The 24,591-nt window shown below is 68.0% G+C and carries 18 protein-coding genes and 1 riboswitch; of the genes, 9 read left to right on the forward strand and 9 right to left on the reverse strand.

The window, feature by feature from the left end; translation table 11 throughout:
* Positions 1 to 29: 29 nt before the first annotated feature.
* A complete protein-coding gene (gene soxC, locus PHN62_RS11625; protein WP_300150712.1) occupies positions 30 to 1,316 on the forward strand; it encodes a sulfite dehydrogenase in 1,287 nt (428 codons plus the stop codon).
* Positions 1,306 to 1,953 (forward strand): cytochrome c, encoded by a 648-nt coding sequence (locus tag PHN62_RS11630; RefSeq protein WP_300150715.1) that lies wholly within the window; start codon positions 1,306 to 1,308, stop codon positions 1,951 to 1,953. Before soxC ends, PHN62_RS11630 begins: the two co-directional genes overlap by 11 nt.
* Before the next feature lie 93 nt (positions 1,954 to 2,046).
* Here PHN62_RS11630 and cysN read toward each other — a convergent pair whose 3' ends face one another.
* The 7 genes from cysN to gcvT form a co-directional block, all read right to left on the reverse strand.
* Positions 2,047 to 3,834, reverse strand: coding sequence for a sulfate adenylyltransferase subunit CysN (gene cysN / locus PHN62_RS11635; protein ID WP_300150718.1), 1,788 nt, complete (start codon positions 3,832 to 3,834; stop codon positions 2,047 to 2,049).
* Positions 3,834 to 4,736 (reverse strand): sulfate adenylyltransferase subunit CysD, encoded by a 903-nt coding sequence (gene cysD, locus PHN62_RS11640; protein WP_300150721.1) that lies wholly within the window; start codon positions 4,734 to 4,736, stop codon positions 3,834 to 3,836. Before cysD ends, cysN begins: the two co-directional genes overlap by 1 nt.
* A gap of 7 nt (positions 4,737 to 4,743) precedes the next feature.
* Positions 4,744 to 5,559 (reverse strand): 3'(2'),5'-bisphosphate nucleotidase CysQ, encoded by an 816-nt coding sequence (cysQ, locus tag PHN62_RS11645; RefSeq protein ID WP_300150724.1) that lies wholly within the window; start codon positions 5,557 to 5,559, stop codon positions 4,744 to 4,746.
* A 938-nt stretch (positions 5,560 to 6,497) separates the two neighbouring features.
* Positions 6,498 to 7,595 carry a replication initiator protein A gene (locus PHN62_RS11650; RefSeq protein WP_300150727.1) on the reverse strand — a complete coding sequence of 366 codons (1,098 nt, stop codon included), beginning with the start codon at positions 7,593 to 7,595 and terminating at the stop codon, positions 6,498 to 6,500.
* Between the two features lie 167 nt (positions 7,596 to 7,762).
* A complete protein-coding gene (gene gcvP / locus PHN62_RS11655) occupies positions 7,763 to 10,591 on the reverse strand; it encodes an aminomethyl-transferring glycine dehydrogenase (protein WP_300150730.1) in 2,829 nt (942 codons plus the stop codon).
* A gap of 4 nt (positions 10,592 to 10,595) precedes the next feature.
* Positions 10,596 to 10,958, reverse strand: coding sequence for a glycine cleavage system protein GcvH (gene gcvH / locus PHN62_RS11660; protein ID WP_300150733.1), 363 nt, complete (start codon positions 10,956 to 10,958; stop codon positions 10,596 to 10,598).
* Positions 10,959 to 10,989: 31 nt separating this feature from the next.
* Positions 10,990 to 12,105 carry a glycine cleavage system aminomethyltransferase GcvT gene (gene gcvT, locus PHN62_RS11665; protein WP_300150735.1) on the reverse strand — a complete coding sequence of 372 codons (1,116 nt, stop codon included), beginning with the start codon at positions 12,103 to 12,105 and terminating at the stop codon, positions 10,990 to 10,992.
* Between the two features lie 162 nt (positions 12,106 to 12,267).
* Positions 12,268 to 12,362: riboswitch (glycine riboswitch) on the reverse strand.
* Positions 12,363 to 12,785: 423 nt separating this feature from the next.
* Here gcvT and PHN62_RS11670 point away from each other — a divergent pair.
* Positions 12,786 to 15,575: a bifunctional aconitate hydratase 2/2-methylisocitrate dehydratase gene (locus PHN62_RS11670; RefSeq protein ID WP_300150737.1), complete on the forward strand. Its 2,790-nt coding sequence runs from the start codon at positions 12,786 to 12,788 to the stop codon at positions 15,573 to 15,575.
* A 43-nt stretch (positions 15,576 to 15,618) separates the two neighbouring features.
* Here PHN62_RS11670 and PHN62_RS11675 read toward each other — a convergent pair whose 3' ends face one another.
* Positions 15,619 to 16,326: a response regulator transcription factor gene (locus tag PHN62_RS11675; protein WP_300150740.1), complete on the reverse strand. Its 708-nt coding sequence runs from the start codon at positions 16,324 to 16,326 to the stop codon at positions 15,619 to 15,621.
* Positions 16,323 to 17,771 carry a HAMP domain-containing sensor histidine kinase gene (locus PHN62_RS11680; protein WP_300150743.1) on the reverse strand — a complete coding sequence of 483 codons (1,449 nt, stop codon included), beginning with the start codon at positions 17,769 to 17,771 and terminating at the stop codon, positions 16,323 to 16,325. The genes PHN62_RS11675 and PHN62_RS11680 overlap by 4 nt, the downstream gene beginning before the upstream one ends.
* Before the next feature lie 160 nt (positions 17,772 to 17,931).
* Between PHN62_RS11680 and PHN62_RS11685 the strand changes: the two genes are divergently transcribed.
* The 6 genes from PHN62_RS11685 to PHN62_RS11710 all read left to right on the forward strand — a co-directional run bounded on the left by PHN62_RS11685 (position 17,932) and on the right by PHN62_RS11710 (position 24,547).
* Positions 17,932 to 19,116, forward strand: coding sequence for a DUF3047 domain-containing protein (locus PHN62_RS11685; protein WP_300150746.1), 1,185 nt, complete (start codon positions 17,932 to 17,934; stop codon positions 19,114 to 19,116).
* 332 nt (positions 19,117 to 19,448) lie between these two features.
* Positions 19,449 to 20,429 (forward strand): iron ABC transporter substrate-binding protein, encoded by a 981-nt coding sequence (locus PHN62_RS11690; RefSeq protein WP_300150749.1) that lies wholly within the window; start codon positions 19,449 to 19,451, stop codon positions 20,427 to 20,429.
* 92 nt (positions 20,430 to 20,521) lie between these two features.
* On the forward strand, positions 20,522 to 22,045 hold the full coding sequence (locus tag PHN62_RS11695; RefSeq protein WP_300150752.1) for an iron ABC transporter permease: 1,524 nt from the start codon (positions 20,522 to 20,524) through the stop codon (positions 22,043 to 22,045).
* Positions 22,042 to 23,061, forward strand: coding sequence for an ABC transporter ATP-binding protein (locus tag PHN62_RS11700; RefSeq protein ID WP_300150754.1), 1,020 nt, complete (start codon positions 22,042 to 22,044; stop codon positions 23,059 to 23,061). The genes PHN62_RS11695 and PHN62_RS11700 overlap by 4 nt, the downstream gene beginning before the upstream one ends.
* 143 nt (positions 23,062 to 23,204) lie before the next feature.
* A complete protein-coding gene (locus tag PHN62_RS11705) occupies positions 23,205 to 23,903 on the forward strand; it encodes a CoA transferase subunit A (RefSeq protein WP_300150757.1) in 699 nt (232 codons plus the stop codon).
* Positions 23,904 to 23,917: 14 nt separating this feature from the next.
* Complete coding sequence (locus PHN62_RS11710) at positions 23,918 to 24,547, forward strand: CoA transferase subunit B (protein ID WP_300150760.1); 630 nt, start codon at positions 23,918 to 23,920, stop codon at positions 24,545 to 24,547.
* Positions 24,548 to 24,591: the final 44 nt, after the last annotated feature.

The following is a 24,591-nucleotide window of genomic DNA, read 5'->3' on the forward strand; positions in this document are numbered from 1 at the left end:
AGGGCCGCCAGCTCCGGACCGCAGCGTCGATGATCCTTCCGCGAAAATCCTTTCGTCTCTCCCGCCGCAGGCTCCTGAAGGGCCTTGCGGCGGGCGGCGTTCTGGGGGCCTCCTCCGCGCGGGCCGCAGAGGCTCCGGCAGAGGCTCCGGCGGGCGATCCCGCCATCCTGGAGCCTCGCCCCTGGTCGACCAGCCTCGGGCCGGGCGTCGAGGACGGATCCTACGGCGTCCCGGCGCCGCAGGAGGCCCATGTGGTCCGGCGCACGGTGCCCTGGCTCACCGCCGACCCCGCCGCCTCCGTGAGCTTCACGCCGCTGCATGAGCTGGACGGGATCATCACGCCCAACGGCCTCTGTTTCGAGCGCCATCACTCCGGAATCGCCGAGGTGGAGCCCGACGGCCATCGCCTGATGATCCATGGCCTGGTCGGGCGGCCCCTGATCTTCACGATGCGCGACCTCCTGCGCTTTCCGCGGGAAAGCCATGTCTGCTTTCTCGAATGCGCCGCCAACACCGGCATGGAGTGGCGCGGCGCCCAGCTCGACGGCGTGCAGTTCACCCACGGGATGCTCCATTGCGTGGAATATGTGGGCGTCCCGCTGCGGCATGTTCTGGCCGAGGCGGGCTTGCGCGCAGGCGCCTCCTGGCTGCTCGTCGAGGGCGCGGATGGAGCGGGGATGTCGCGGTCGCTGCCTCTGGCCAAGGCGCTGGAGGATTGCCTGATCGCCTTCAGGATGAACGGCGAGGCCCTGCGCCCCGAACAGGGCTATCCCCTGCGTCTGGTGGTTCCGGGCTGGGAGGGCAATCTCTGGATCAAGTGGCTGCGGCGGATCGAGGTCGGCGACGCCCCCTGGGGCCAGCGCGAGGAGACCTCCCGCTACACCGAGCTTCTGCCCGACGGCCGCGCCCGCCGCCACAGCTTCGAGATGGAGGTGAAGTCGGTCGTCACCAGCCCGAGCCCTCAGGCGCCTGTGCGTCACGGGAAGGGCCCGCTCGTGATCTCCGGCCTCGCCTGGTCGGGAGCGGGGCGCGCGACGCGCGTCGACGTCTCGCTGGACGGGGGGCGCGACTGGCGTCCGGCGCGGTTTTCGGGCCCGGATCTGCGCTTCGCCCTGCGGCGCTTCTATCTCGACGCGGAATGGGACGGCTCCGAATGGCTCATCCAGTCGCGGGCCATGGACGAGGCGGGCCGCATCCAGCCGACCCGCAGACAGCTTCAGGCGGCGCGCGGCGTGAACTCCATCTACCACAACAACGCGATCCAGACCTGGCGGCTCGCGCCCGACGGATCTCTGGAGAACGTCGATGTGGAGTAGGGGCGTCCTTCTCGCGCTGCTGCTGACGGCGGGCGGGGCCCGGGCGGAGGAATCGCCTCTCGGCCTCGGGCGCGAGGCCACAGAGGCCGAGGTCGCCGCCTGGGACATCGACGTGCGCCCCGACGGACAAGGCCTCCCCGAGGGCCGCGGAACGGTCGAGGAAGGCGGTCTGCTCTATGACGACCTCTGCGCGGCCTGCCACGGCGATTTCGGCGAGGGCGCGGGCCGCTGGGCGGCTCTGGCGGGCGGACGCGGCACGCTGACCCATCGCGATCCGCTGAAGACCATCGGCTCCTACTGGCCGCATCTCTCGACGGTCTTCGACTATACGCGCCGGGCCATGCCCTTCCACGCGCCGCGCAGCCTGACCGACGACGAGGCCTATGCGATCACCGCCTATGTCCTCTACCTGAACGATCTCGTGGAGGACGAAGGCTTCGAACTCAGCCGCGCGAACTTCATGGATTTCGCCTTGCCCAACGCGGGCGGCTTCATCGAGGACGACCGCTGGTCCGAACCCCATTACGCGCCGGGCCTCGAACCCTGCATGAGCGATTGCCTGCCGGGAGAGGCGAAGGTCATAGGCCGGGCGCGCGCCGTGGGCGTGACCCCGGATGGGGGAGGGGGCTTCGAATAGGCCTCGAAGCCCCCGTCTTTCGTCATCCTTCGGCATTTCGGGAACGCGGCGCCCGGCGCCTTTTCCGGCGTCGGGGCCAGTTCAGGGGCCAGTTCAGGGAATGATGCGCCGGGCCTCCAGGAAGGCGAGCACCCGCGCGGCGGCCTGATCCGGAGAGGTCTCGGCGGCCTCCAGCCGGATCTCCGGCGCTTCGGGCGCCTCGTATCCCGCGCCCGTCTCCAGGCCTTCGAGGAAGATCTCGACGAATTCGCCTTCCGCCATGCGGTCGCGGGCCAGCAGCCTTTCCGCCTTGCGCGGAGAAGGCAGAGCCGCCACCACGATCAACCCCGCGTCGGCCATCAGCTTCAGAGCCTCCACGGCGGCGCGGAAGCCCTCTTCGCCCGATCCGCGCAGATCCTCCTCGGCCAGAGACATGCTGTGGCGTCCGCGCGCGAGAAGGCCGCGCTCCAGAGCCTGCGCCAGCTCCGAGCCGCGCTCCGCCGAGGGCCCGGTGATCCAGAGCGCCGCCGGACGCTGCCCCTTCAGCCCGGCCCGCGCCGCGCGGTCCACGCGCTGTCCGGGCTGGACGCCGGGACGGTTCAGCGGCTCGTCGATCAGCCCCATGGCGATGGTGGCGTTGGTGAGCCGGTCGATGAGGATGAAGCCGCCCATCTCGCGGCTGCCGTCATAGCGCTCGAAGGCGATGGCGCGGTCCAGCAGCGCCTCGCAGACGCCGATCTCGTTGAGCTCCAGCTTCTCCGCCGCGAGACGGGCCTGGGTGTTCACGTCGATCTTGTAGCGCGGCGCGCCGATGGTCGCCGTGACGGTGCGCGTCCCGATCTTCAGCAGATAGTCGCGCCCCGGCTGGAGCGGCTCGGGCGCCATCCAGAGCAGACGCGTCAGGAAACGGTCGGCGGCCTCGGCGGGCCGCTCGACGGCGCAGAGCACGTCCCCGCGCGAGACGTCGATCTCGTCCTCTAGGGTCAGCGTGACGGATTCGCCCGCCACCGCGTCGGGGCGCGAGTCGCGATAGACCACGATCTCCCTGACGCGGCTCTCCACGCCCGAAGGCATGGCCCGCACCCGGTCGCCCGGACGCACCACGCCCGAAGCGATGCGGCCGCAGAAGCCGCGGAAGTCCAGATTGGGCCGCGCCACGCGCTGCACCGCCATGCGGAAGGGCAGGGCCTGAAGGCCGGAATCCACCGGAACCGATTCGAGATAGCCCAGCAGCGTGGGGCCGTCGTGCCAGGGGGTCGCGAGGCTCGGGATCATGATGTTGTCGCCGCGCAGCGCCGAAACCGGAATGGCCTGGATCTCGGTGAAGCCCAGATCGGCGGCGAAGGCCTCGTATTCCCTGCGGATCTCCTCGAAGCGGGCCTGGGACCAGTCCACGAGGTCCATCTTGTTCACCGCCAGAGCCACCCGCTTCACGCCGAGCATCGAGACGATGAGGCTGTGGCGGCGCGTCTGGGGCAGCACGCCGCGCCGGGCGTCGATCAGCAGGATCGCCAGATCCGCCGTCGAGGCGCCGGTGGCCATGTTGCGGGTGTATTGCTCGTGGCCGGGGGTGTCGGCGACGATGAACTTGCGCCGGTCGGTCGAGAAGAAGCGATAGGCCACGTCGATGGTGATGCCCTGCTCGCGCTCGGCGGAGAGGCCGTCCACCAGCAGGGCGAAGTCGAGGTTCTCGCCCTGGGTGCCGAACTTCTTCGATTCCGTCTCCAGGGCGCTGAGCTGGTCCTCGAAGAGCGCCTTGCTCTCGTAGAGCAGCCGCCCGATCAGGGTCGACTTGCCGTCGTCCACCGAGCCGCAGGCGATGAAGCGCAGGAGATCCTTCTCCTCGTGGAGCTTCAGATAGGCGCCGAGATCGGCCGAGATGAGATCCGCATTGGGGGCCATCAGAAATATCCCTCCTGCTTCTTGCGCTCCATGGAGCCGATGGAGTCGCGGTCGATCACGCGGCCCTGACGCTCGGAGGAGGTCGAGAGCAGCATCTCCTGAAGAATTTCGGGCAGCGTGGTCGCCGTGGACTCGACGGCGCCCGTCAGCGGATAGCAGCCGAGGGTCCGGAAGCGCACCGACCGCAATTCCGGCTCTTCGCCGGGCCGCAGCGGCATGCGCTCGTCGTCGACCATGATCAGCGCGCCGTCGCGCTCCACCACGGGGCGCTTCGCCGCGAAATAGAGCGGCACGATGGGGATCTCCTCGAGATGGATGTATTGCCAGATGTCCAGCTCGGTCCAGTTGGAGAGCGGGAAGACCCGGATCGACTCGCCCCTGGCCTTTCGCGCGTTGTAGAGGCTCCAGAGCTCGGGGCGCTGGTTCTTGGGATCCCATTGATGGCGGGCGCTGCGGAAGGAGAAGACGCGCTCCTTGGCGCGGGACTTCTCCTCGTCGCGACGGGCGCCGCCGAAGGCCGCGTCGAAGCCCCCGGCGTCGAGCGCCTGCTTGAGGGCCTGGGTCTTCATCACGTCGGTGTGGACCGCCGAGCCATGGGTGAAGGGGCCTACGCCCTGAGCCAGCCCCTCGGGATTCATGTGCACGAGGAGATTCAGATTCAGCTCGCGCGCCATGCGGTCGCGGAAGGCGATCATCTCCCTGAACTTCCAGCCCGTGTCCACATGCAGCAGCGGAAAGGGCGGCGGCCCAGGCCAGAAGGCCTTGAGCGCCAGATGCAGCAGCACCGCGCTGTCCTTGCCGATGGAGTAGAGCATCACCGGGTTTTCGCATTCCGCGACCACCTCGCGGAAGATGTGGATGCTCTCGGCCTCCAGACGCTGAAGATGGGTGAGCTTGCGCATGACGACCTTATGAACCTGATGGGCGTGAAGCTGGATAGGAGGGCGCGAAGGCGACGAACTCGGGGGCGACGAAGCCCGGCGCCCCATAGCGCAGCGGCGCGCCCGCGAGATCCTGCGTGACGCCGCCGGCGGCGCGCAGCACGGCGTCGCCCGCCGCGATGTCCCATTCGCGGATGCGGCTGAGCCGCGGATAGACGTCGGCCTCTCCCGAGGCCAGGAGGCAGAACTTCAGCGAGGAGCCGATCCGCTCCACCTTCAGATCCGGACGCGCGGCGAGCCAGGCGCGGGTCTGCGGCTCGTCATGGGACTTGCTCGCCACGGCGACGAGGGGGCTGCGCGGCGCGCGGCGGGCCTGGAGCGGCAGGCGGCGGCCCGTGGAGGGCGTCTCCGCCTCGGCGCCGCCTCCGGGCAGGCTGCGGTAGAGGCGGTCATGCGCGGGCGCGTAGACCACGCCCGCCACGGGCTCGCCCCGGACGATCAGCGCGACGTTGACCGTGAAGTCCTCGCCGCCGCGCGCGTAGTCCTTCGTGCCGTCCAGAGGGTCGAGCAGGAAGAAGGCCTCGGCGGGCGCGCCGGAGGCGTGGTCGGCTTCGCGCTCCTCGGTGACGACGGGGATCTGCGGCCAGGCCGCCTTCAGACCTTCCTCCAGAACGGCGTTGGCCGCGAGGTCGGCCTCGGTGACGGGCGAGCCGTCCGCCTTGTCTCTGGCGAGGCAGCCGCGCAGCCTCAGGATCGCCCGACCCCCTTCGAGAGCCAGAGTCCGGAAGAGCTCCGCCAGGGCGAAGGGATCGGGGAGCGTGGAGGTGGACGGGATGGCGGACATGTCTTGGCTTTCAGCTGGGCCGTCGTTATTCGGCTATAGAATGAAGGGGCGGATTTTCCTAGGAAATCCGTATATGGAAATCTCATATGGTTATTCGGAGAGAGAGATTGGACCTTTCCGTCGGCTCTTTCCCCTTTCTTCGTCTTTCTCCGCCCCCCCGGCTTGCGTCCTCTCTCCCGCCTGTCGTCTCCGGCGGGTTTCGCCCGTTTCGGCGCGAAGCCTCGGGCCGGAGAAGGGCTGTGGATAACCTTGCGGGCGGGGGGTTAGAGATTTAAGGATTCTGTTAAAGAGTTAAGGGATTTTCGAGGGTGTTTTCTCTCAATGATTCCAGAGGCTTGCGAAAAGCGTGCGTTCCTGATGTGCCGAGGATTCGTTCCTGATGTGCCGAAGGATTCGTTCCTGATGTGCCGAGACTTCGTTCCTGATGTGCCGAAGCCGATTTTCAAGCCTGTGGATAACTGCCGAATCCGGGGGAATCCTGTGAATCATGGGGATAACTTCCTGAGCCCTGTGGATAAGCGTTCCCGAAATGCCGAAGCCCGCGGGAATCGGGAGGGGGTTTCGGGGTCTCCCGGAGCGCCTCCGGCCCGGGTCCGGAGCGTTCCCGATGTGCCGAAGACAGGCGTAGGCCTGACCCTCCGGAGAGGGGGAGCGGAGCGAAGACGCCTTCCGGAGGGGCCGGACGTCCTGCGTGGGCGGGAAGCGTTCCCGATGTGCCGAAGGATTCCTCGCCTTTCGACGAGGAGGCGCCCTTCCGGCGTTCCCGATGTGCCGAAGCCGGGGCGTCGAAAGGGGTGTCCCCGTGGGGACGGAGGCGAAAGACCGCCGCTCCGGCCCTGCGTGAGGACCGGATTCATCGAAGCGTCACATGATCTTGAGGAAAAGGCCGGGCGGGAGGACGGCGTCTCTCCCGGATCTCGGCACATTGGGAACGCCCGTCAGGCGTCGCGTCGACCGCTCTGCCTGCGGGCGAAGCCGTAGAGCGCCTTGTTGTAATCCTGCGGGGCGCGCTTGGGATCCTGCTCGATCCAGAAATCGAAGCGCTTCTGGACGCTGGGCAGATCCATTTCAGGAAAATCCTTCTGGATCAAGGAGATGGTTTTTTCATCCAGAGCCTGCGGCTCCTCCTCCGCACGCGCCTTGCGGGCAGAGGGAGCGGCGGCTCCGGAAGCGGTCTTGCGCTTGCCGGCCTGAGCTGCGCCCTTGCCGTCCGCGCGGGTCATGCGGATCAGGAGGTTGGCCTCCGGACCTTCCAGGGCCAGGTCCACCTGAGGGATGGCGTTCTCGCGGACGATCTTCAGCATCTCGAACTTGAAGCGCCGGAAGCCGCCCTCGGATCCGGATTTCTCGTGGAGGGTGTTCAGCGAGATGGCGAAGCCTTCCTCTCCGGCGCCGCCCGCATGTTTGCGCGCCACGCGGTAGAGCCAGCGCTCGCGCCCGCCGGTGATCGAGAAGTAGATCGGGTCGATGGAGAGCACGCCGCCTTCCATGAGCACGCCCTCGTAGAACCATTCCGCCAGGGTGACGCTCATGCCCTTGCTCTGGCCGCTGGCCTCGTCCACGAGGTCGGTCCAGCTCTCGATCCAGCTGAACTGGCGGTGCTTCTTGCCCTTGGAGGCGCGGATGTTGGTCACGACGGTCGTCGCCTGAAGCCGCGCCAGGGCCTCGCGGAGCAGCATGTATTGACGCCCTCCCGTCGGGCGGCAGATGGTCTGCAAAAGATCATAGGGCTGGAAATGGATCGTGCGGGGCACGTCGTTGAGGCCCTTGCGCTTCATCTCGCAGAGGGTCGAGGCCGCCCAGATGAGGATGTCGGCGTCCCAGATGGTCGCCATGCCGAATTCCTGGTTCGGGAAGACGTTCACGAAGACCGAGCCGTCCGGGCTGACGTATTCGATGGGCTTCTGACGGCGGCGCTTGGCCAGAGAGAAGAAGGGACGCTCCATCATCTCCATCTGGTCCCGCAGCGGCATGTCCGCGATGTAAGGGACGAAGAGATCGAACTGGGTGTCCGCGAAGCGTTTGGGTCCGGCCATGGCGCGCCTGTCTGGAGAGGGCGGGAGGTCCGGATGATAGCCGCGCCCCCGCCGAGGGTCACGCGCAAAGCTTCCGGCCCGCCTTGCAGGAAAGCGGGCCGGGAGATTCTCGAGCGGTCGCGCAATTCATCCGAAAACCGGTTCCCGCTTTTCGGATTGCGCTCCGGTTATTCCGCGGCCTGGGCGTAGGTCTCCAGAGGAGGACAGGCGCAGATCAGATTGCGGTCGCCATGGGCGTTGTCCACCCGGTTGACGGGGGGCCAGTATTTGTCCTGCGGCGAGACCCCCGCCGGGAAGAAGCCCTGAGCGATGGAATAGGCGCGGGTCCAGGCCTCCTGAAGATCGGCGGCGGAATGGGGCGCGTGGCTCAGGGGGTTGTCGCCTTTCGGCAGACGGCCTTCCTCCACCGCGCGAATCTCCTCGCGGATGGCGATCATGGCCGCGCAGAAACGATCCAGCTCGGATTTGGCCTCGGATTCCGTCGGCTCCACCATCAGCGCCCCCGCGACGGGAAAGCTCATGGTCGGGGCGTGGAAGCCGAAATCCATCAGGCGCTTGGCGATGTCGTCCACCGTGACGCCCGTGGTCTCCTTCAACCCGCGCGGATCGAGGATGCATTCATGCGCCACGCGGCCCTTGGCGCCCGAATAGAGCACCGGGAAATGCGGAGCCAGACGCGCCGCGATGTAATTGGCGTTGAGGATCGCCAGCTTCGTCGCTTCGGTCAGGCCGTCGGGGCCCATCATCCGGCAATACATCCAGGAGATCGGCAGGATCGAGGGCGAGCCGCAGGCCGCCGCCGAAACCGCGCCGCCTTCGCCCGTCGCCGGATCGCCCGGCAGGAAGGGCTTCAGATGCGCCTTGACGCCGATGGGGCCCATGCCGGGGCCTCCGCCGCCATGGGGAATGCAGAAGGTCTTGTGCAGGTTGAGATGCGAGACGTCCGAGCCGTAGTCGCCGGGCCGGGAGAGCCCGACCTGAGCGTTCATGTTCGCGCCGTCGAGATAGACCTGTCCGCCATGCTCATGCACGATGTCGCAGATCTGGCGGATGTTCTCCTCGAAGACGCCATGGGTCGAGGGATAGGTGATCATGATCGCCGCGAGGTGGGCGGCGTGCTTCCCGGCCTTGGCGGCGAGATCGGCCATGTCCACCTCGCCCTCCGGCGTGGAGGAGACCACCACCACCTCATAGCCCACCATCTGCGCCGTGGCCGGATTGGTGCCATGGGCCGAAGCCGGGATGAGGCAGATCTTGCGGTGGCTCTCGCCGCGGCTGGCGTGATAGCCGCGAATGGAGAGCAGGCCCGCATATTCGCCCTGAGCGCCGGAATTGGGCTGCATCGAGACGGCGTCATAGCCGGTGATCTCGCAGAGCGCCGCCGCAAGCTGATCCACCAGTTCACGATAGCCTTCCGCCTGATCGGCGGGGGCGTAGGGGTGCATGTTCGCGAAGGCGGGCCATGAGACCGGAGTCATCTCGGCGGCGGCGTTGAGCTTCATCGTGCAGGAGCCGAGCGGAATCATCGTCCGGTCCAGCGCGAGGTCGCGATCCGCCAGCTTGCGCAGATAACGCATCATCTCGGTTTCGCTGCGGTAGCGCGAAAACACCGGATGTTTCAGCGGGGCGTCCTGACGGCGCAGGGCCTCGGGGATGGCCGAAGCCCTGGGCGCTGCGCCGAAAGCCTCCGAGCCGCCGAAGGCCCGCCAGACGGCTTCGACCACGGCGGGAGTCGTCGTCTCGTCGAGATTGATCCCGATGCGGCCGCCGCCGGAATCGCGGAGATTGATCCCCTCGGCCCGCGCGGCTGCGAGGATCTGCGCGGCCTGATCGCCCGCCCGCACGGTGAGCGTATCGAAGAAGGCGTCCGCCTCCGGCGCGAAGCCCAGAGCCTTCAGGCCCTCCGCCAGACGCAAGGTCAGGGCGTGGGTCCGGCGCGCGATGGCGGTCAGGCCCTCGGGGCCGTGCCAAGCGGCGTAAAGCCCGGCCATGATCGCCAGAAGCGCCTGAGCCGTGCAGACGTTGGAGGTCGCCTTTTCGCGGCGGATATGCTGCTCGCGGGTCTGAAGCGCCAGACGAAGCGCCGGAGCGCCGCGCGAATCCACCGACAAGCCGACGATGCGGCCCGGAAGGATGCGTTTATGGGCGTCGCGGGTGGCCATATAGGCGGCGTGAGGTCCGCCCCAGCCCATAGGCACGCCGAAACGCTGGGTCGAGCCCACGGCCACATCCGCGCCGAGGTCGCCCGGCGAGGTCAGCAGGACCAGCGCCAGAGGATCCGCCGCGAAGATCGCCAGAGCTCCCGCCTTGTGCAGAGCCTCCACCGCCGGGCGCGGATCGCGGAGCGCCCCGCTGGAGCCCGGATACTGGATCAGCGCGCCGAAGACCTTGGAGGCGTCGAGATCCTTCAGCGGATCCCCCACGATCACCTCCCAGCCGAGGGGCTCGGCGCGGGTGCGGATCACCGCGAGGGTCTGGGGATGGGCGTCGGAATCCACGAAGAAGGCGTTCGCCTTCGACCTGGCGCCGCGCTTCGCCAGAGCCATGGCCTCGGCGGCGGCGGTGGCCTCGTCGAGGAGGGAGGCGTTGGCGATCTCCAGACCGGTCAATTCGCCGATCATGGTCTGGAAGTTCAGCAGAGCCTCAAGGCGGCCCTGGGAGATCTCCGGCTGATATGGAGTATACGACGTATACCAGGCCGGATTCTCGAAGACGTTGCGCAGCAGCACGGGCGGCGTCAGCGTGCCGTGATAGCCTTGGCCGATCAGCGAGATCATCGGCGTGTTGCGCGCCGCCAGAGCGCGGATCTCGTCCAGGGCCTCATGTTCGGTGAGGGCGGCGGGTAGACTCAAGGGCGCCCTGGCGCGGATGGAGGCCGGAACCGTCTCGGCCATCAGGGCGTCGAGGCTCGAGGCGCCGACCACCTTCAGCATGGCGGCGATCTCGGCGGCGTCCGGGCCGTTATGGCGACGGGCGAAAGCGTTCTGTTCGGTCATGAGATCACCCGACGCTCGCCAGATAGGCGGCTTCGTCCAGAAGGGCTTCGAGCTGGGCGGGCTCGCTGAGGCGGATCCTGAAGAACCAGCCCTCGCCCTGAGGATCGGCGCTGACCTGCTCCGGCGCGCCGTTCAGGGCCTCGTTGACCTCGACTATCTCGCCGGAGAGCGGCGCATAGACGTCGGAGGCCGCCTTGACCGACTCCACCACGGAGATGGCGTCGCCCTGAGCGACCGTCGCGCCTACTTCAGGCAGCCCGACATAGACCACGTCGCCCAGCTGGTCGCGGGCGTGGACGGTGATCCCGACCGTGGCGACGTCGCCCTCGATGCGGATCCATTCGTGATCGGCGGTGAATTTCAGCATGGGGAGTCTCCTGGGAACCGAAGGCGCCGGATCAGCGCGCATAGCCTTGGCGGACGAAAGGAAGCTCGGCGAGCGCCACAGGCTGACGCTGGCCGCGCAGATCGGCGAAGAGAGGGCGCTCCAGCGCCTCGGGCCTGAGATAGGCCATGGCCATGGGCCCGCCGAGACTCGGGCCGAAGCCGCCGGAGGTCACGATTCCCGCCTCGCCCTCTTCGGTGAAGATCTTGACGCCCGCCCGGATGGGCGCGCGGCCCTCGGGCTTGAGGCCCACGCGGCGACGGCTCGGGCCTTTGGCCATCTGCTCCGCGACGCGCCCGGCGCCCGGATAGCCGCCTTCGCGTGCTCCGCCGGGGCGGCGGGCCTTGCCGAGAGCCCATTCCAGAGCCGCCTCGACGGGGGTGGTGGTCGCATCGAGGTCGGCGCCGTAGAGGCAGAGTCCGGCTTCGAGCCTCAGGCTGTCGCGCGCGCCGAGGCCCGCCAGATGCGCGCCCTTGTCGAGCAAAGCCTCGGCGAAGGGCTCGGCGAGGGCCGCGGGCAGCGAGATCTCATAGCCGTCCTCGCCGGTGTAGCCCGAACGCGAAACCCAGACCTCAGCGCCCATGAGCGGAAGAACCCGGTAATCCATGAACTTCATGTCGGCGGCCTCGGGCGAGAATCCCGCGAGGATCCCGGCGGCCCTGGGGCCTTGCAGGGCGATCAGGGCGCGATCCGGGATCGCCTCCACCAGGCAGAGATCCGCCAGGCCCGCCTTGAGGATGGCCTCGTCATTGGCCTTGCGGGCGGCGTTGGCCACCAGAAGCACATGATCGCCCATGTTGGCGAACATGAAGTCGTCTTCTATTCCGGCGTCGCGGTTGGTGAAGAGCCCGTAACGCTGGCGCCCCGGCTTGAGGCTGAGCGCGTCGGCGGGAGTGACCCGCTCCAGCGCCGCGAGGACCGTCTCGACGCCGCCCGAACGCGGGCGGATCGCGATCTGGCCCATATGCGAGACGTCGAAGATCCCGGCGCCCTCGCGGGTGGCGAGGTGCTCCTTGAGCACCCCCGCCGGATATTGGATCGGCATGTCGTAGCCCGCGAATCCGGCCATGCGCGCGCCCTGGGCGCGGTGGAACTCGGTCAGCGGGGTGGTCAGCAGGGGGGCGCTCATGAGCGGTCTCCGGCGGGCGGCTTCAGGGGCGGCGACGCCTTCCGGCCGAGGCGCAAGCCTCTCCGGGATCGACGGTTCCGCGCCCCCTCTGTTTCCTGCGCCTGAGAGCGTTACTCCTTCGGCGGGCGGCTCGCGGATGCGTCCGCCTCTTTCCAGAGTCCTGGTCCGGCGACGGTTTCGGGGCCTGAGAGATTCCGGGGCGGTTGCTCCTTCGGCGCCGGCTCCCCGCAGGGTCCGGACTCTCCCGTCGCTGGAGAGGCAGATTAGGCCTTCGCGCGCGCCTTGGGAAGCCCTTGTTGTGAGCGGAGGATGAGGGCGGAGGGCGGATGATTCCATCTTGTCCGCTTGGCTCATCCGCTCCAGACCGACGCCGGAATCCGGAGGTGGAAATGGCGGATGCTTCGCCAGTCTGTCGGAGCCGCAAGACAAGCGGGGCGAAATCAACGGGTTCCATGATTCCCGTCAGACGGGTCCGCGCGGCGCTCCTCCCGGACCGCCTCCCGCAGGGGCGCCCGCAGAGGAGAACGTATTTTTTTTGCTGAAATGCAGGAATGAAATGCGATAACTTGTCGGTCGGTCTTGGCAGAATGCGCCCGGGCTCCCAGATTCTGGGCGGATGAACGATGCTGGTCGGTGGCGCTGCGTTTCAGCTCCGTACGCCTCATGACGTGGGGATTGCGATGAACCTTTATTCCGATTACCTGGCCGAGATCAAAAGCCGCGAGGCTCAAGGACTCGCTCCCAAACCGATCGACGACGGCGGACTCGTCGGTGAAATCATCGCATTGATCGAGACTCCCGGCGACGAGCGCCGGGCCGACGCCCTCAGGTTCTTCATCTACAACACGCTCCCCGGCACCACGAGCGCCGCGGGAGTCAAGGCGGCCTTCCTCAAGCGAATCATCCTCGGCGAGACGGTCGTCCCGGAGATCGCGCCCGCCTTCGCCCTCGAACTCCTGTCGCACATGAAGGGCGGGCCCTCGGTCGAGGCGCTGCTCGACATCGCCCTCGGGAACGACGCCGCGCTCGCCGTTCAGGCGGGCGAGGTGCTGAAGACCCAGGTCTTCCTCTACGACGCCGACATGTTCCGCCTGCGCGACGCCTGCAAGGCGGGGAACGCCGTGGCGAAGGGCGTCCTCGAAAGCTACGCCAGGGCCGAATTCTTCACCAAGCTCCCCGAGGTCGAGGACGAGATCAAGGTCGTGACCTTCATCGCCGCCGAAGGCGACATCTCGACCGATCTGCTCTCGCCCGGCAATCAGGCGCATTCGCGCTCCGACCGCGAGCTGCACGGCCAGTGCATGATCACCCCCGAGGCGCAACAGGAGATCGTGGCGCTGAAGGCCAGGCACCCCGACAAGCGGGTGATGATGATCGCCGAGAAGGGCACGATGGGCGTGGGTTCCTCGCGCATGTCCGGCGTGAACAACGTGGCGCTCTGGACCGGCAAGCAGGCGAGCCCCTATGTGCCCTTCGTCAACTTCGCTCCGGTCGTGGCGGGCACCAACGGCATCTCGCCGATCTTCGCCACCACCGTCGACGTGACCGGCGGAATCGGCGTCAATCTGAAGAACTGGGTCCGCAAGACCGGCGCCGACGGCAAGCCGGTCCTCGACGGCGAAGGCAATCCGATCCTCGAACAGAAATTCTCGGTCGAGACCGGAACCGTCTTCGTCATCGACGTGAAGACCAAGAAGCTCCGCGACGAGAACGGCAAGGAGCTGGTGGACGTCGCCGCCGCCTTCACGCCCCAGAAGATGGAGTTCATGAAGGCCGGAAGCTCCTACGCCATCGTCTTCGGCAAGAAGCTCCAGACCTTCGCCGCCCAGACCCTCGGGGTCGAGGCGCCCCTCGTCTTCGCGCCGAACAAGGAGATCAGCGTCGAGGGCCAGGGCCTGACCGCCGTCGAGAAGATCTTCAACCGCAACGCCGTCGGCGTGACGCCGGGCAAGGTGCTGCACGCCGGATCCGACGTGCGCGTCAAGGTGAACATCGTCGGCTCTCAGGACACCACCGGCCTGATGACCGCCCAGGAGCTCGAGGCGATGGCGGCCACCGTCATCTCGCCGCTCGTGGACGGCGCCTATCAGTCGGGCTGCCATACGGCCTCCGTCTGGGACAAGAAGGCTCAGGCCAATATTCCGAAGCTCATGTCCTTCATGAACAACTTCGGCCTGATCACCGCCCGCGATCCGAAGGGCGTCTACCATTCGATGACCGACGTGATCCACAAGGTGCTCAACGACATCACCGTGGACGATTGGGCGATCATCATCGGCGGCGACAGCCATACCCGCATGTCCAAGGGCGTGGCCTTCGGCGCCGACTCCGGCACCGTGGCGCTGGCGCTGGCGACCGGCGAAGCGACCATGCCGATTCCGCAATCGGTCAAGGTGACCTTCAAGGGCTCCATGCAGCCGCATATGGACTTCCGCGACGTGGTGCACGCCACGCAGGCCCAGATGCTCAAGCAATGCGGCGACAACGTCTTCCAGGGGCGCATCATCGAGGTCCACCTCGGGACGCTGCTGGCGGATCAGGCCTTCACCTTCACCGACTGGACGGCCGAGATGAAGGCCAAGGCGTCGATCTGCATCTCGCAGGACGACACGCTGATCGAGTCTCTGGAGATCGCCAAGTCGCGCATCCAGATCATGATCGACAAGGGCATGGAGAACGCCGCGGGCACGCTCAGGGGCCTGATCGCGAAGGCGGACGCGCGCATCGCCGAAATCCGCTCGGGCGAGAAGCCCGCTCTGACGCCTGACGCCAATGCGAAATATTTCGCGGAGGTCGTGGTGGATCTGGACGTGATCGACGAGCCGATGATCGCCGATCCCGACGTCAACAACGCCGACGTCTCCAAGCGCTACACCCATGACATGATCCGCCCGGTGTCTTACTACGGCGGCTCCAAGAAGGTGGATCTGGGCTTCGTGGGCTCCTGCATGGTGCACAAGGGCGACATGAAGATCGTCGCCCAGATGCTGAAGAATCTGGAGAAGGCTCAGGGCAAGGTGGAGTTCAAGGCTCCGCTGGTGGTGGCCGCCCCGACCTACAACATCATCGACGAGCTGAAGGCCGAAGGGGATTGGGAGATCCTCCAGCGCTATTCCGGCTTCGAGTTCGACGATCTGGCGCCCAAGGGCAAGGCCCGGACCGAATACGAGAACATCCTCTATCTGGAGCGCCCGGGCTGCAACCTCTGCATGGGCAACCAGGAGAAGGCGGAGAAGGGCGACACCGTTCTGGCGACCTCGACGCGCCTGTTCCAGGGCCGCGTCGTGGAGGACACCGCGGACAAGAAGGGCGAGTCTCTTCTGGCTTCGACTCCGGTCGTGGTGCTCTCTGCGATCCTCGGCCGCACGCCGAGCGCCGAGGAATACAAGGCCGCCGTCGAGGGGATCGATCTGACCAAGTTCGCTCCGCCGAAGGCTCCCCGGATCGACGCCCTCTCCGTCCATTACTGACGGGACCGGACGCATTCGACCCCGCGGCGGTGGTGAAGGCCCTTCACTCGCCGTCGCGGGGGCGGAGATAGAGATAGCCCAGGCCTCGCGCCGTGCGGATGATCCGCGGAGCTTGCGGCTCCCGCTCGACCTTCGCCCGCAAGGCCGAGATATATTGATCCAGCGCGCGGCTGTTGGGCAGATGGTCGCGTCCCCAACCTTCGTCGAGCAGAGCGTCCCGGTCCACGGGGCGCCCCTCATGGCGATGCAGAAGCCGCAGCAAGGCCAGTTCGCGACGGGTCAGCTCGATCCTCCGGCCCTCCCGGATCGCGACGAAGGCCGCAGGATCTATGCGCAGATCATCCATCAGGAAAGCCGCCTCCTCCGGAGCAGGCGCGCAGGCCGCCCGCCGCGCCATGGCTCCGACGCGCGCCCGCAGCTCCGCCGGATCGAAGGGCTTGGCCATGTAGTCGTCGGCGCCGAACTCCAGCCCCAGCGCCTTGTCGAAGGATTCCCCCCGCGCGCTCAGCATCAGGATCTGCGTGAGCGGCGCCGCCCGGCGGATCTCGCGGCAGAGGCTCAGGCCGTCGCGGCCGGGCATCACCACATCCAGCACGACCAGCGGAAAGGCCTCTTCGGCGAAGGCCGCCCAAGCCTCCGCGCCGTCGGCGGCGAGGCGGCAGGAAAAGCCCTCCATCTCCAGAAGATCCCGCAGCCCCTCGCGCAAGGCGGGATCGTCCTCGGCGACGAGGATCCGCGGCCCGGCGTTCATGAGGGGCCTCCCGGAAATGCGGGCAGGCTCAGGGCGAAGCGCGCGCCCTCGGGCGCGATCTCGGCGGCGAACTCGCCGCCCGCCTGACGCGCCAGAGCCGCGCAGGCCTTCAGCCCGAGTCCGAAGCCGCCCGCCCCCTCCGGCGAGGGGCTGCGGGATCCCGCGCCGGGGCCCGCGTCGGAGACGATCAGACGGATTTCTCCCGGCGCGCGGCGCGTGGCGATCTCCACCACGGCGCCGGGGGCGTATTTGCGGGCGTTGTCGAGCAGGTTCAACAGGACGCGCTCGAAGGCCCTGGCGTCGAAGCGGGCGAGCTCCGGGCTGCGCAGATCGAGGACCGGCGCGCCGCCGAAGCTCGGGCCGTAACGCTCCAGCAGGGCGCGCACCAGAGCGTCCGGGCTGTGGGTCTCCGGAGCGGGCGGCGGCGGCGCCTCCGCGACGAAGGCCGTCAAGGCGCCCTCGACGAGGCGGGACAGGCGGATGGTCTCCTCTTCGATCACCGTCGCGCAGCGGGCGATCTTCTCGGGACGCCCCTCGGCGCGGCGCAGCAGATCGGCGTAGAGGCGCAGATTGGCCAGCGGCGTCCGCAGATCATGCGAGACCTCGGCCAGGGCGTCGAGCCGGACCCGCGCGGCCTTCAGCTTCAGCCGATGCGCCCGCAGCGCGAAGAGCCCCGCCGCCGCCGAGCCGAGCAGCGTCGGCGCCAGCAGCAGCGCCAGAGCGAAGGGGCTGCGGCTCGGGGCGGGCGGCGCCTCCCGAGCCAGGGCGAAGCCCGCGAAAGGCGCAGGCAGGAGTCCGAAGGCCCGTTCTTCGGCGCCGGACTCCTGCGGGGCCTCCAGATCGACCAGCCGGGCGGGCGCCGCGAGCCGGGCCGCGAGCTCCGCCAGAGCCTCGGGGCGCAGCAGCAGGCAGACCACGCCGGGAGGAGCCTTGCGGCAATGCAGCGCCGGAGCGGCGGCCTCGCGCGGCGTGCCGGACCATGCCGAACCCATGCGCAGGGCCTCCGCGCGCAGGGAGTCGAGACGCGGCGCCGCCTGGCGCATGAGGCGGTCCTCTCCGAAGAGCAGGGCCTCCTGTCCGGCGGGAAAGAGGCGTTCCAGAGCAGGGCCGAAAAGCGCGACGGCGGCGATGACGGGCTCGGTGAGATAGGCGCGCCTCAACCCGTCCGAGCCCTCGGCGCGGAAGGCCGCGCCGACGGATTCCGCCAGACGCCGCGTCTCCGCCTCCAGCCCCTCCATGACCGCGCCCGCCTGCGCCTGAGCCTCGGCCTGCGCCGTCTGGCGCCGCGTCTGGAGCGAGACGGCGCGTTCGGCCTCGGCGAACCAGAGCCCGAGCAGCGTCAGGGCCCCCGCCGGCAGAGCCACGAGCGCCGCCACGAGGGCCGAAATCCCCCAATCCCGCCTCCGGTCCCGGTTGCGGCCGGATTCTCCTGCGTTCAGCCTCATGGCGCGAGGCTAGCATGCGCCCGCGTCCATGCGGAGCCGCCCGGCCTTCAGACCTTGGTCGCAGATCCCCCCTTTCTGACCGGAATCTGACAGGGGCCTGACCCGCCGATCCGCCGGAAGCCCTAGAGGGGAGGACAGCTTCATCCTGGGAGGATCGGCCATGCCCTGCGCTCTTCACGGAATTCACCTTTCGCGCCGTTCGGCGCTGCTCGGCCTCGGCGCCGCCGGACTGGCTTCCGGTCTGGGGGGGCTGGCGAATCCCGCCGCCGCGCGGCTCTTCGCGGACGGCGACTTCACGGCGGCGATCCGCTCCGCCTACGACCGCGCCGGAGGGGCGGCGCTCGGACGGATCGCGCCCTTCACGATCACCGGCTCGACGCGCCCCTGGGAGACGAAGCTCCCCGAGGTGAAGGCGGGTCAGCAGGTCACCTTCCTGCTCAGCGGGCGCTGGCATCTGCTGCGCGAGCTGGATCTCTGGTTCGAGCCGGGGGTGGTGTTCCATGCGCGGGTGTCGGGCGGAGCGATGTATAATCCCTCGCTGAATTTCGGCACCATGACCGCCGACGGCGACGGTCCCATCGAGATCGCGCGCTCGGCGAGCGAATGGGCGAACGAACAGGGCGATCTCTGGGGCCCGCTGGACGCCTATCTGGCCGCCGACGGGCGCATCGAGGGCGTGGCGATCCTCTGGGACGTCGATCCGCGCGAGGGTCTGGCGCTGATGAAGGCTCAGGGCGACGCGGCGGGGATTCTGGCTCAGGCGCATGAGCGGGCGGTCTTTCCGCATGTCACGCCGGAAGGCTGGTTCAATCATTTCAACTTCGGCGAGGGCGGCGTCTTCCGCTCCGGCGAGGGCGAGATGAATTGCCGGACCCACAAGCAGGTCGCGATTCTGCGCCGCGACGTGAATCTGGATCTGACCGAGGATCTGCGCCTCGACTGGGACTGGATCGTGGAGGAGCTGCCGTCTCTGGTGGCGGAGGACCAGATCCCGTCGCATGATTATCTCTCCATCGCGGTGGAGTACGACGACGGCCAGGATCTGACCTACATGTGGAGCGCCGCCATTCCGCAGGGAACCGTCTTCCGCTGCCCTCTGCCGGGCTGGAACATGATCGAGACCCATCTCGTGCAGCGCAGCGGCCGCGCAGACCTCGGGAAATGGCTCTCCGAGAGCCGCAACCTCGCGCAGGATTACCGCGAGATCATCGGCGGCCCCGCGACGAAGGCCTTGCGGGTCTGGCTGCTGGGCGTCTCGACCTTCCAGCGGCGGACGGGCGCCTGCCGCTATCGCGGCGTGAGCATCGGCGGCGCCGCGGAGGAAACGCGGCTCCGGCTGGTGTGACGCCGGTCCGCCTCAAGCGGACCTCGCCCTGAGGATTTCCCGGGACGCCGAAAAGCAACGCTTCCGACGCCAGGATGAATCGCCCGGCTTCTCCGGGAGAATGAGAGGCCCGGATCACGGCGCAGGGGGAAGCGCCTGACGCCGGGCCGATCCTCCCCGTCGCTTCCGTCGCGGGTCCGCCTCGGGGGGCGCGGGAATAGTTGACGCATTTGGTCCGATTTCATATACCCTTTCCACGCCTTTCGATTGGAACGCCGCGCGTCTTCCGCTCCTGCGCGTTCCGCGAACGCTTGAATTCGATCAGATTTCCACTCCCCACATGGAGAGCGACGATGAAACGACTGACGGCCTTCGGTCTCGCCGTGACCCTGAGCCTGCCCGCCGCCGCCGCCGATCTGACCGTTTATTCCGGACGCGGAGAAGCCTTGATCGGGCCGGTGATCTCCCTCTTCGAGGCCCAGACCGGACTCGACGCCGAAGTGCGCTACGGCGGCACCGCCGAACTGGCGAATCTCCTCATCGAGGAAGGCGCCAACAGCCCCGCCGACGTGTTCTGGGCTCAGGACGGCGGCTCGCTGGGCGCGGTCGCGCCCCATTTCGCCGATCTCCCCGCCGAGGTGAACGAAGGGCTGCTGCCCGTCTATCGCAATCCGGCGAACAAATGGGCCGCCACCTCGGGCCGCTCGCGCGTGCTGGTCTACTCCACCGAGCGCGTCGAGGAGGGCGACCTCCCGGCCTCGATCAAGGATCTGACCGATCCGAAATACAAGGGCCGCGTGGCCTGGGCCCCGACCAACGGCAGCTTCCAGGCCTTCGTCACGGCCTTCCGCGTCGCCGAGGGCGACGAAGCCGCCAAGGCCTGGCTCGAAGGCATGATCGCCAACGAAGCCAAGGTCTATCGCAACAACGGCACCCAGATCGAAGCCATCGCCGACGGCGAAGTCGATTTCGGCCTCGTGAACAATTACTACCTCGGCCGCTACACCGGGCCGGATCCGGAATATCCCGTGGCCCAGACTCCCTTCGGCGTCGGCGACATCGGCAATCTGGTGAACGTGGCCGGAGCCGGAATCGTCGCGGCGAGCGACAATCAGGAGAACGCCCGCGTCTTCCTCGACTTCCTGCTCTCGCCGGCCGCCCAGCAATACATCACGCTGGAAGGCAACGAATATCCCGTGACGGCGGGCGTCATCCCCGATCCCACGCTGATGCCGCTCGACAAGCTGATCGAAGTCAGCCCCCATGTGGACATCGACAAGATCTCCGACCTCGAGGGCACGCTCGCGCTGCTGCGCGACGTCGGGCTGCTCTGACCGCCGCGCCTGCGGCTTCCGGCGCTCTTCGTCCTGCGGGACGGAGGGCGCCCTCAGGTCTGCTCCTCCCGGCTCTGGGAGTCGGGGCGGCCATGCTGATTCCCTTCGGCTATCTGCTCGCCCGCGCCTTCGACGCCGACGCCGCCACGCTGCACAGCCTCGTCTGGCGGCCGCGCAATCTGCTTCTGCTGACCAACACCCTGAAGCTGACGGCCCTCGTGCTGGCCTTCAACGCGCTGATCGCGCTGCCTCTGGCCTGGCTGACCCTGCGCAGCGACCTGAAGGGCAAAGGGCTTCTGACCTTTCTCTGCGTCATGCCTCTGGCGATTCCGGGCTACGTCATGGCCTATGCGATCCTCGGCATGTCGGGCTATTACGGATTCGCCAACCAGTTCTTCGGGGTGAGGCTGCCCCGGCTCGAAGGGCTCTGGGGCGCCGCGACGGCGCTGTCGCTCTACACCTTCCCCTACATGTTCCTGAATCTGCGTTCGGCTCTGGCGGGGGTGGATCCCGGCCTGATCGAGAGCGCGCGCAGCCTCGGGCGGTCGCGCTGGGGCGCCTTCTGGGCGGTGGAGGCTCCGCATCTGCGGCCCGCCCTGCTGACGGGATCTCTGGTGGTGGGGCTCTACGTCCTCGGCGATTTCGGCGTGGTGGCGCTCATGCGCTACGAGGCCTTCAGCTGGGCCATCTACACGCAATACAGCTCCGCCTTCGACCGCACCTACGCCGCCTGGCTCTCGCTGATGCTCATGGCGCTGACTCTGGTCTTCGTCTGGGCCGAATCCGCCTTCGCCCGCAACCGGCGCTTCGCGCGGGTGGGGACGGGCGTGGCGCGCCCCGCGACGCCGGTCGCGCTCGGAGCCTGGCGGGTCGCGGCCTGGATCTTCCTCGGGCTGGTGTTTCTGGCCTCGCTCGGACTGCCGCTGCTGGCGCTGGTCCACTGGATGCTCCGGGGCCTGCCCGACATGGATTGGGCGCAGCTCGGGGGGAGCTTCCTGCGGACCATCGCGACGGCGGCGCCTGCGGCCCTGCTGGCGGTGCTCTGCGGATTGCCGGTGGCTCTGCTGGCGGCGCGCTGGCCTTCGCGGCTCTCGGCGATCACGGAGCGTCTGGCCTATCTGGGCTATGCGCTGCCGCCTCTGGCCTTCGCGCTGGCCATGGTCTTCTTCACCCTGAGGGCCGCGCCCGCGCTCTACCAGAGCTTCGCCGTGCTGATCTTCGCCTATGTGCTGAGCTTCCTCGCGCTGACGCTCGGGCCCTTGCGTCTGGCGCTCTGGGGGATCGGGACGCGGCGCGAGGAGGCGGCGCGGGCGCTGGGCTCTTCGGGTCTCGGGGCCTTCCTGCGCGTGACCCTGCCGCAGTTGCGCCGACCCATGGCGGCGGGCGGGCTGCTGGTCTTCATCATGATCTGCAAGGAATTGCCGATCACCTATCTGCTCGCGCCGACGGGCTACACGACGCTGTCGATGAACGTCTTCAGCCGCACCTCCGAGGGCATGATGGCCGAAGCGGCGCCTTTCGCCCTGGCTCTGGTGCTGTTCTCGAGTCTGTTCGTCGGGCTGATCCTGCGTTACGAAGGTTCGGGACGCGGCCGACTTCCCGAGGATCGATCATGAGCCAACCCCTTCTCAGCGCGCGCGGATTGACGAAGCGCTTTCCCGGCGCGGCGCGTCCGGTGGTGGAGGAGGCGGGCTTCGATCTGGCGCCCGGCGAGATCCTCGCGCTGATCGGGCCCTCGGGCTGCGGCAAGACCACCACCCTGCGCATGATCGGCGGATTCGAGACGCCGGATTCCGGCGAGATCCGCATCGAGGGCCGCGACGCCCTCCCTCTCGCGCCCGAGAAACGCGGCGTGGGGGTGGTGTTTCAGGATTACGCGCTCTTTCCGCATCTGACCGTGACGCAGAACGTCGCCTTCGGCGTGAAGGGCCCCCGGCTCGACCGCGAAGCCGAGGCGGATCGTTTCCTCGACATGGTGGGTCTGGGAGGCTACGGACCGCGCTATCCGGACCAGCTCTCCGGCGGACAGCAACAGCGCGTGGCTCTGGCGCGCAGCTTCGCGGCCCGCCCGAAGCTGATCCTGCTCGACGAACCCTTCTCCAACCTCGACGCCGCCCTGCGGGCGAAGACCCGCCGCGAGATCCGCCGCATCCTCAAGGCGACGGGTCTGGGCGTGCTCTTCGTGACCCATGATCAGGAAGAGGCCCTGAGCTTCGCGGATCGTCTGGCGGTGATGCGCGAAGGCCGGATCCTCCAGATCGGCCGCCCCGAAGAGGTCTACGCCCGCCCTGCTTCGGCCTTCGTGGCGCAGTTCCTCGGGCGGACGAATCTGCTCGCGGGGGCGGCGCGGGGAGCTCAGGCCGAGACGCCGCTCGGGCTCCTGCCTCTGGCGGCGCCCGCCGAAGGCGAGGTGCTGCTCTCGCTGCGTCCCGAAGACCTCGGGCTGGAGCCCGACGCCGCCGGGGCGGGCGAGATCGTCGGCCGCGAGTTCAAGGGCCATGACGCCACCTACTGGGTGCGCGCGGCGGGCGCCGAATGGCAGGCCGACGCCATGGGGCCGCCGCTCATGGAGATCGGCACGCGGGTGATCCTGCGGGCCAAGGCGCCGGCGGTTCCGCTCGGCGCGGAGTGACGGGAGTCCGGAAACCGGACGCCCGCGCGCGGCGTTTTTGTGCGAAGCGACATGAAGATTGACCCGAATCCCACGGGCGAATACCTCTTGGACGGCGCGCAAGGGCGCGCATGCAGTTTTGCGGGGAGGCGCGGAGCGACGTTATGGCGAATAAAGTCTATTCCACCGCGGCGGAGGCCCTCGACGGCCTTCTGTTCGACGGCATGACCATCGCGGCGGGAGGCTTCGGGCTTTCCGGCATCCCCGAGCTTCTGATCTTCGCGCTGCGGGAGTCGGGGGTGAAGGATCTGACCGTCTACTCCAACAACGCCGGCGTGGATGATTTCGGCCTCGGAATCCTGCTCCAGACGCGCCAGGTCAGGAAGATGTGCGCCTCCTACGTCGGCGAGAACGCCGAATTCATGAGGCAATATCTCTCCGGCGAGCTCGAGCTCGAATTCAATCCGCAAGGCACCCTCGCCGAGCGCATGCGGGCGGGCGGCGCGGGCATACCCGGCTTCTACACCCGCACGGGCGTGGGCACGGTCGTCGCCGAGGGCAAGGAGCACAAGGAGTTCGACGGCGAGACCTTCATCCTCGAACGCGGCATCCGCGCGGATCTCTCCATCGTCAAGGCCTGGAAGGGCGACGCCCAGGGCAATCTGATCTATCGCAAGACGGCGCGGAACTTCAATCCGATGGTCGCCACCTGCGGCAAGGTCACGGTGGCCGAGGTCGAGGAGATCGTGCCCGTCGGCGCGCTGGGGCCGGACGCGATCCATACGCCCGGAATCTTCGTCCAGAGGATCATCCAGGGCCCTCACGAGAAGCGCATCGAACAGCGCACCACCCGTCCGGCTTGAGGGAGAAAACGGCCATGGCCTGGGACCGCAACCAGATGGCGGCGCGCGCCGCCAGAGAGCTTCGCGACGGCTTCTACGTCAATCTCGGCATCGGCATTCCGACGCTGGTCGCCAACTACATCCCCGAAGGGGTGGACGTGACCTTGCAGTCGGAGAACGGCATGCTCGGCATGGGGCCCTTCCCCACCGAGGACAAGGTCGACGCCGACCTGATCAACGCGGGCAAGCAGACCATCACCGAGCTTGACCGCACCTCCTATTTCTCCTCGGCGGACAGCTTCGCCATGATCCGCGGCGGACATATCAACCTCGCGATCCTGGGGGCCATGGAGGTCTCGCAGGAGGGCGATCTCGCCAACTGGATGGTGCCGGGCAAGCTCGTGAAGGGCATGGGCGGCGCCATGGATCTGGTGGCGGGCGTCGAGCGCGTGGTGGTCATCATGCAGCACGCCGACAAGACCGGCGCCTCCAAGCTGCTCAAGGAATGCACCCTGCCGCTCACCGGCAAGAAGGTCGTGGACCGGATCATCACCGATCTCGCGGTCTTCGACGTGGTGCCGGGCGGGCTGAAGCTGCTCGAGGTCGCCGAGGGCGTGACCGAAGAGGAAGTCCGCGCCAAGACCGAGGCCACGCTCGTCAACTGAGCTTCTGCCCGGGCTGAAGGATGAGACAAGGCGGCGGAGCTTCG

The sequence above is a fragment of the Neomegalonema sp. genome (assembly GCF_028688855.1).
Classification (GTDB): Bacteria; Pseudomonadota; Alphaproteobacteria; order Rhodobacterales; family Rhodobacteraceae; genus Neomegalonema.

Excerpts from the sequence above, each read along its gene's own strand:
- gcvH (WP_300150733.1), bottom strand. The coding sequence starts at position 10,958 with ATGCTGAAATTCACCGCCGATCACGAATGGATCCGCATCGAGGGCGAC.
- gcvP (WP_300150730.1), bottom strand. The coding sequence starts at position 10,591 with ATGACCGAACAGAACGCTTTCGCCCGTCGCCATAACGGCCCGGACGCC.
- PHN62_RS11685 (WP_300150746.1), top strand. The coding sequence starts at position 17,932 with ATGCCCTGCGCTCTTCACGGAATTCACCTTTCGCGCCGTTCGGCGCTG.
- PHN62_RS11675 (WP_300150740.1), bottom strand. The coding sequence starts at position 16,326 with ATGAACGCCGGGCCGCGGATCCTCGTCGCCGAGGACGATCCCGCCTTG.
- PHN62_RS11695 (WP_300150752.1), top strand. The coding sequence starts at position 20,522 with ATGCTGATTCCCTTCGGCTATCTGCTCGCCCGCGCCTTCGACGCCGAC.
- soxC (WP_300150712.1), top strand. The coding sequence starts at position 30 with ATGATCCTTCCGCGAAAATCCTTTCGTCTCTCCCGCCGCAGGCTCCTG.
- cysD (WP_300150721.1), bottom strand. The coding sequence starts at position 4,736 with ATGCGCAAGCTCACCCATCTTCAGCGTCTGGAGGCCGAGAGCATCCAC.
- PHN62_RS11630 (WP_300150715.1), top strand. The coding sequence starts at position 1,306 with ATGTGGAGTAGGGGCGTCCTTCTCGCGCTGCTGCTGACGGCGGGCGGG.
- PHN62_RS11705 (WP_300150757.1), top strand. The coding sequence starts at position 23,205 with ATGGCGAATAAAGTCTATTCCACCGCGGCGGAGGCCCTCGACGGCCTT.
- PHN62_RS11670 (WP_300150737.1), top strand. The coding sequence starts at position 12,786 with ATGAACCTTTATTCCGATTACCTGGCCGAGATCAAAAGCCGCGAGGCT.
- cysN (WP_300150718.1), bottom strand. The coding sequence starts at position 3,834 with ATGGCCCCCAATGCGGATCTCATCTCGGCCGATCTCGGCGCCTATCTG.
- PHN62_RS11650 (WP_300150727.1), bottom strand. The coding sequence starts at position 7,595 with ATGGCCGGACCCAAACGCTTCGCGGACACCCAGTTCGATCTCTTCGTC.
- PHN62_RS11680 (WP_300150743.1), bottom strand. The coding sequence starts at position 17,771 with ATGAGGCTGAACGCAGGAGAATCCGGCCGCAACCGGGACCGGAGGCGG.
- PHN62_RS11700 (WP_300150754.1), top strand. The coding sequence starts at position 22,042 with ATGAGCCAACCCCTTCTCAGCGCGCGCGGATTGACGAAGCGCTTTCCC.
- cysQ (WP_300150724.1), bottom strand. The coding sequence starts at position 5,559 with ATGTCCGCCATCCCGTCCACCTCCACGCTCCCCGATCCCTTCGCCCTG.
- gcvT (WP_300150735.1), bottom strand. The coding sequence starts at position 12,105 with ATGAGCGCCCCCCTGCTGACCACCCCGCTGACCGAGTTCCACCGCGCC.
- PHN62_RS11710 (WP_300150760.1), top strand. The coding sequence starts at position 23,918 with ATGGCCTGGGACCGCAACCAGATGGCGGCGCGCGCCGCCAGAGAGCTT.
- PHN62_RS11690 (WP_300150749.1), top strand. The coding sequence starts at position 19,449 with ATGAAACGACTGACGGCCTTCGGTCTCGCCGTGACCCTGAGCCTGCCC.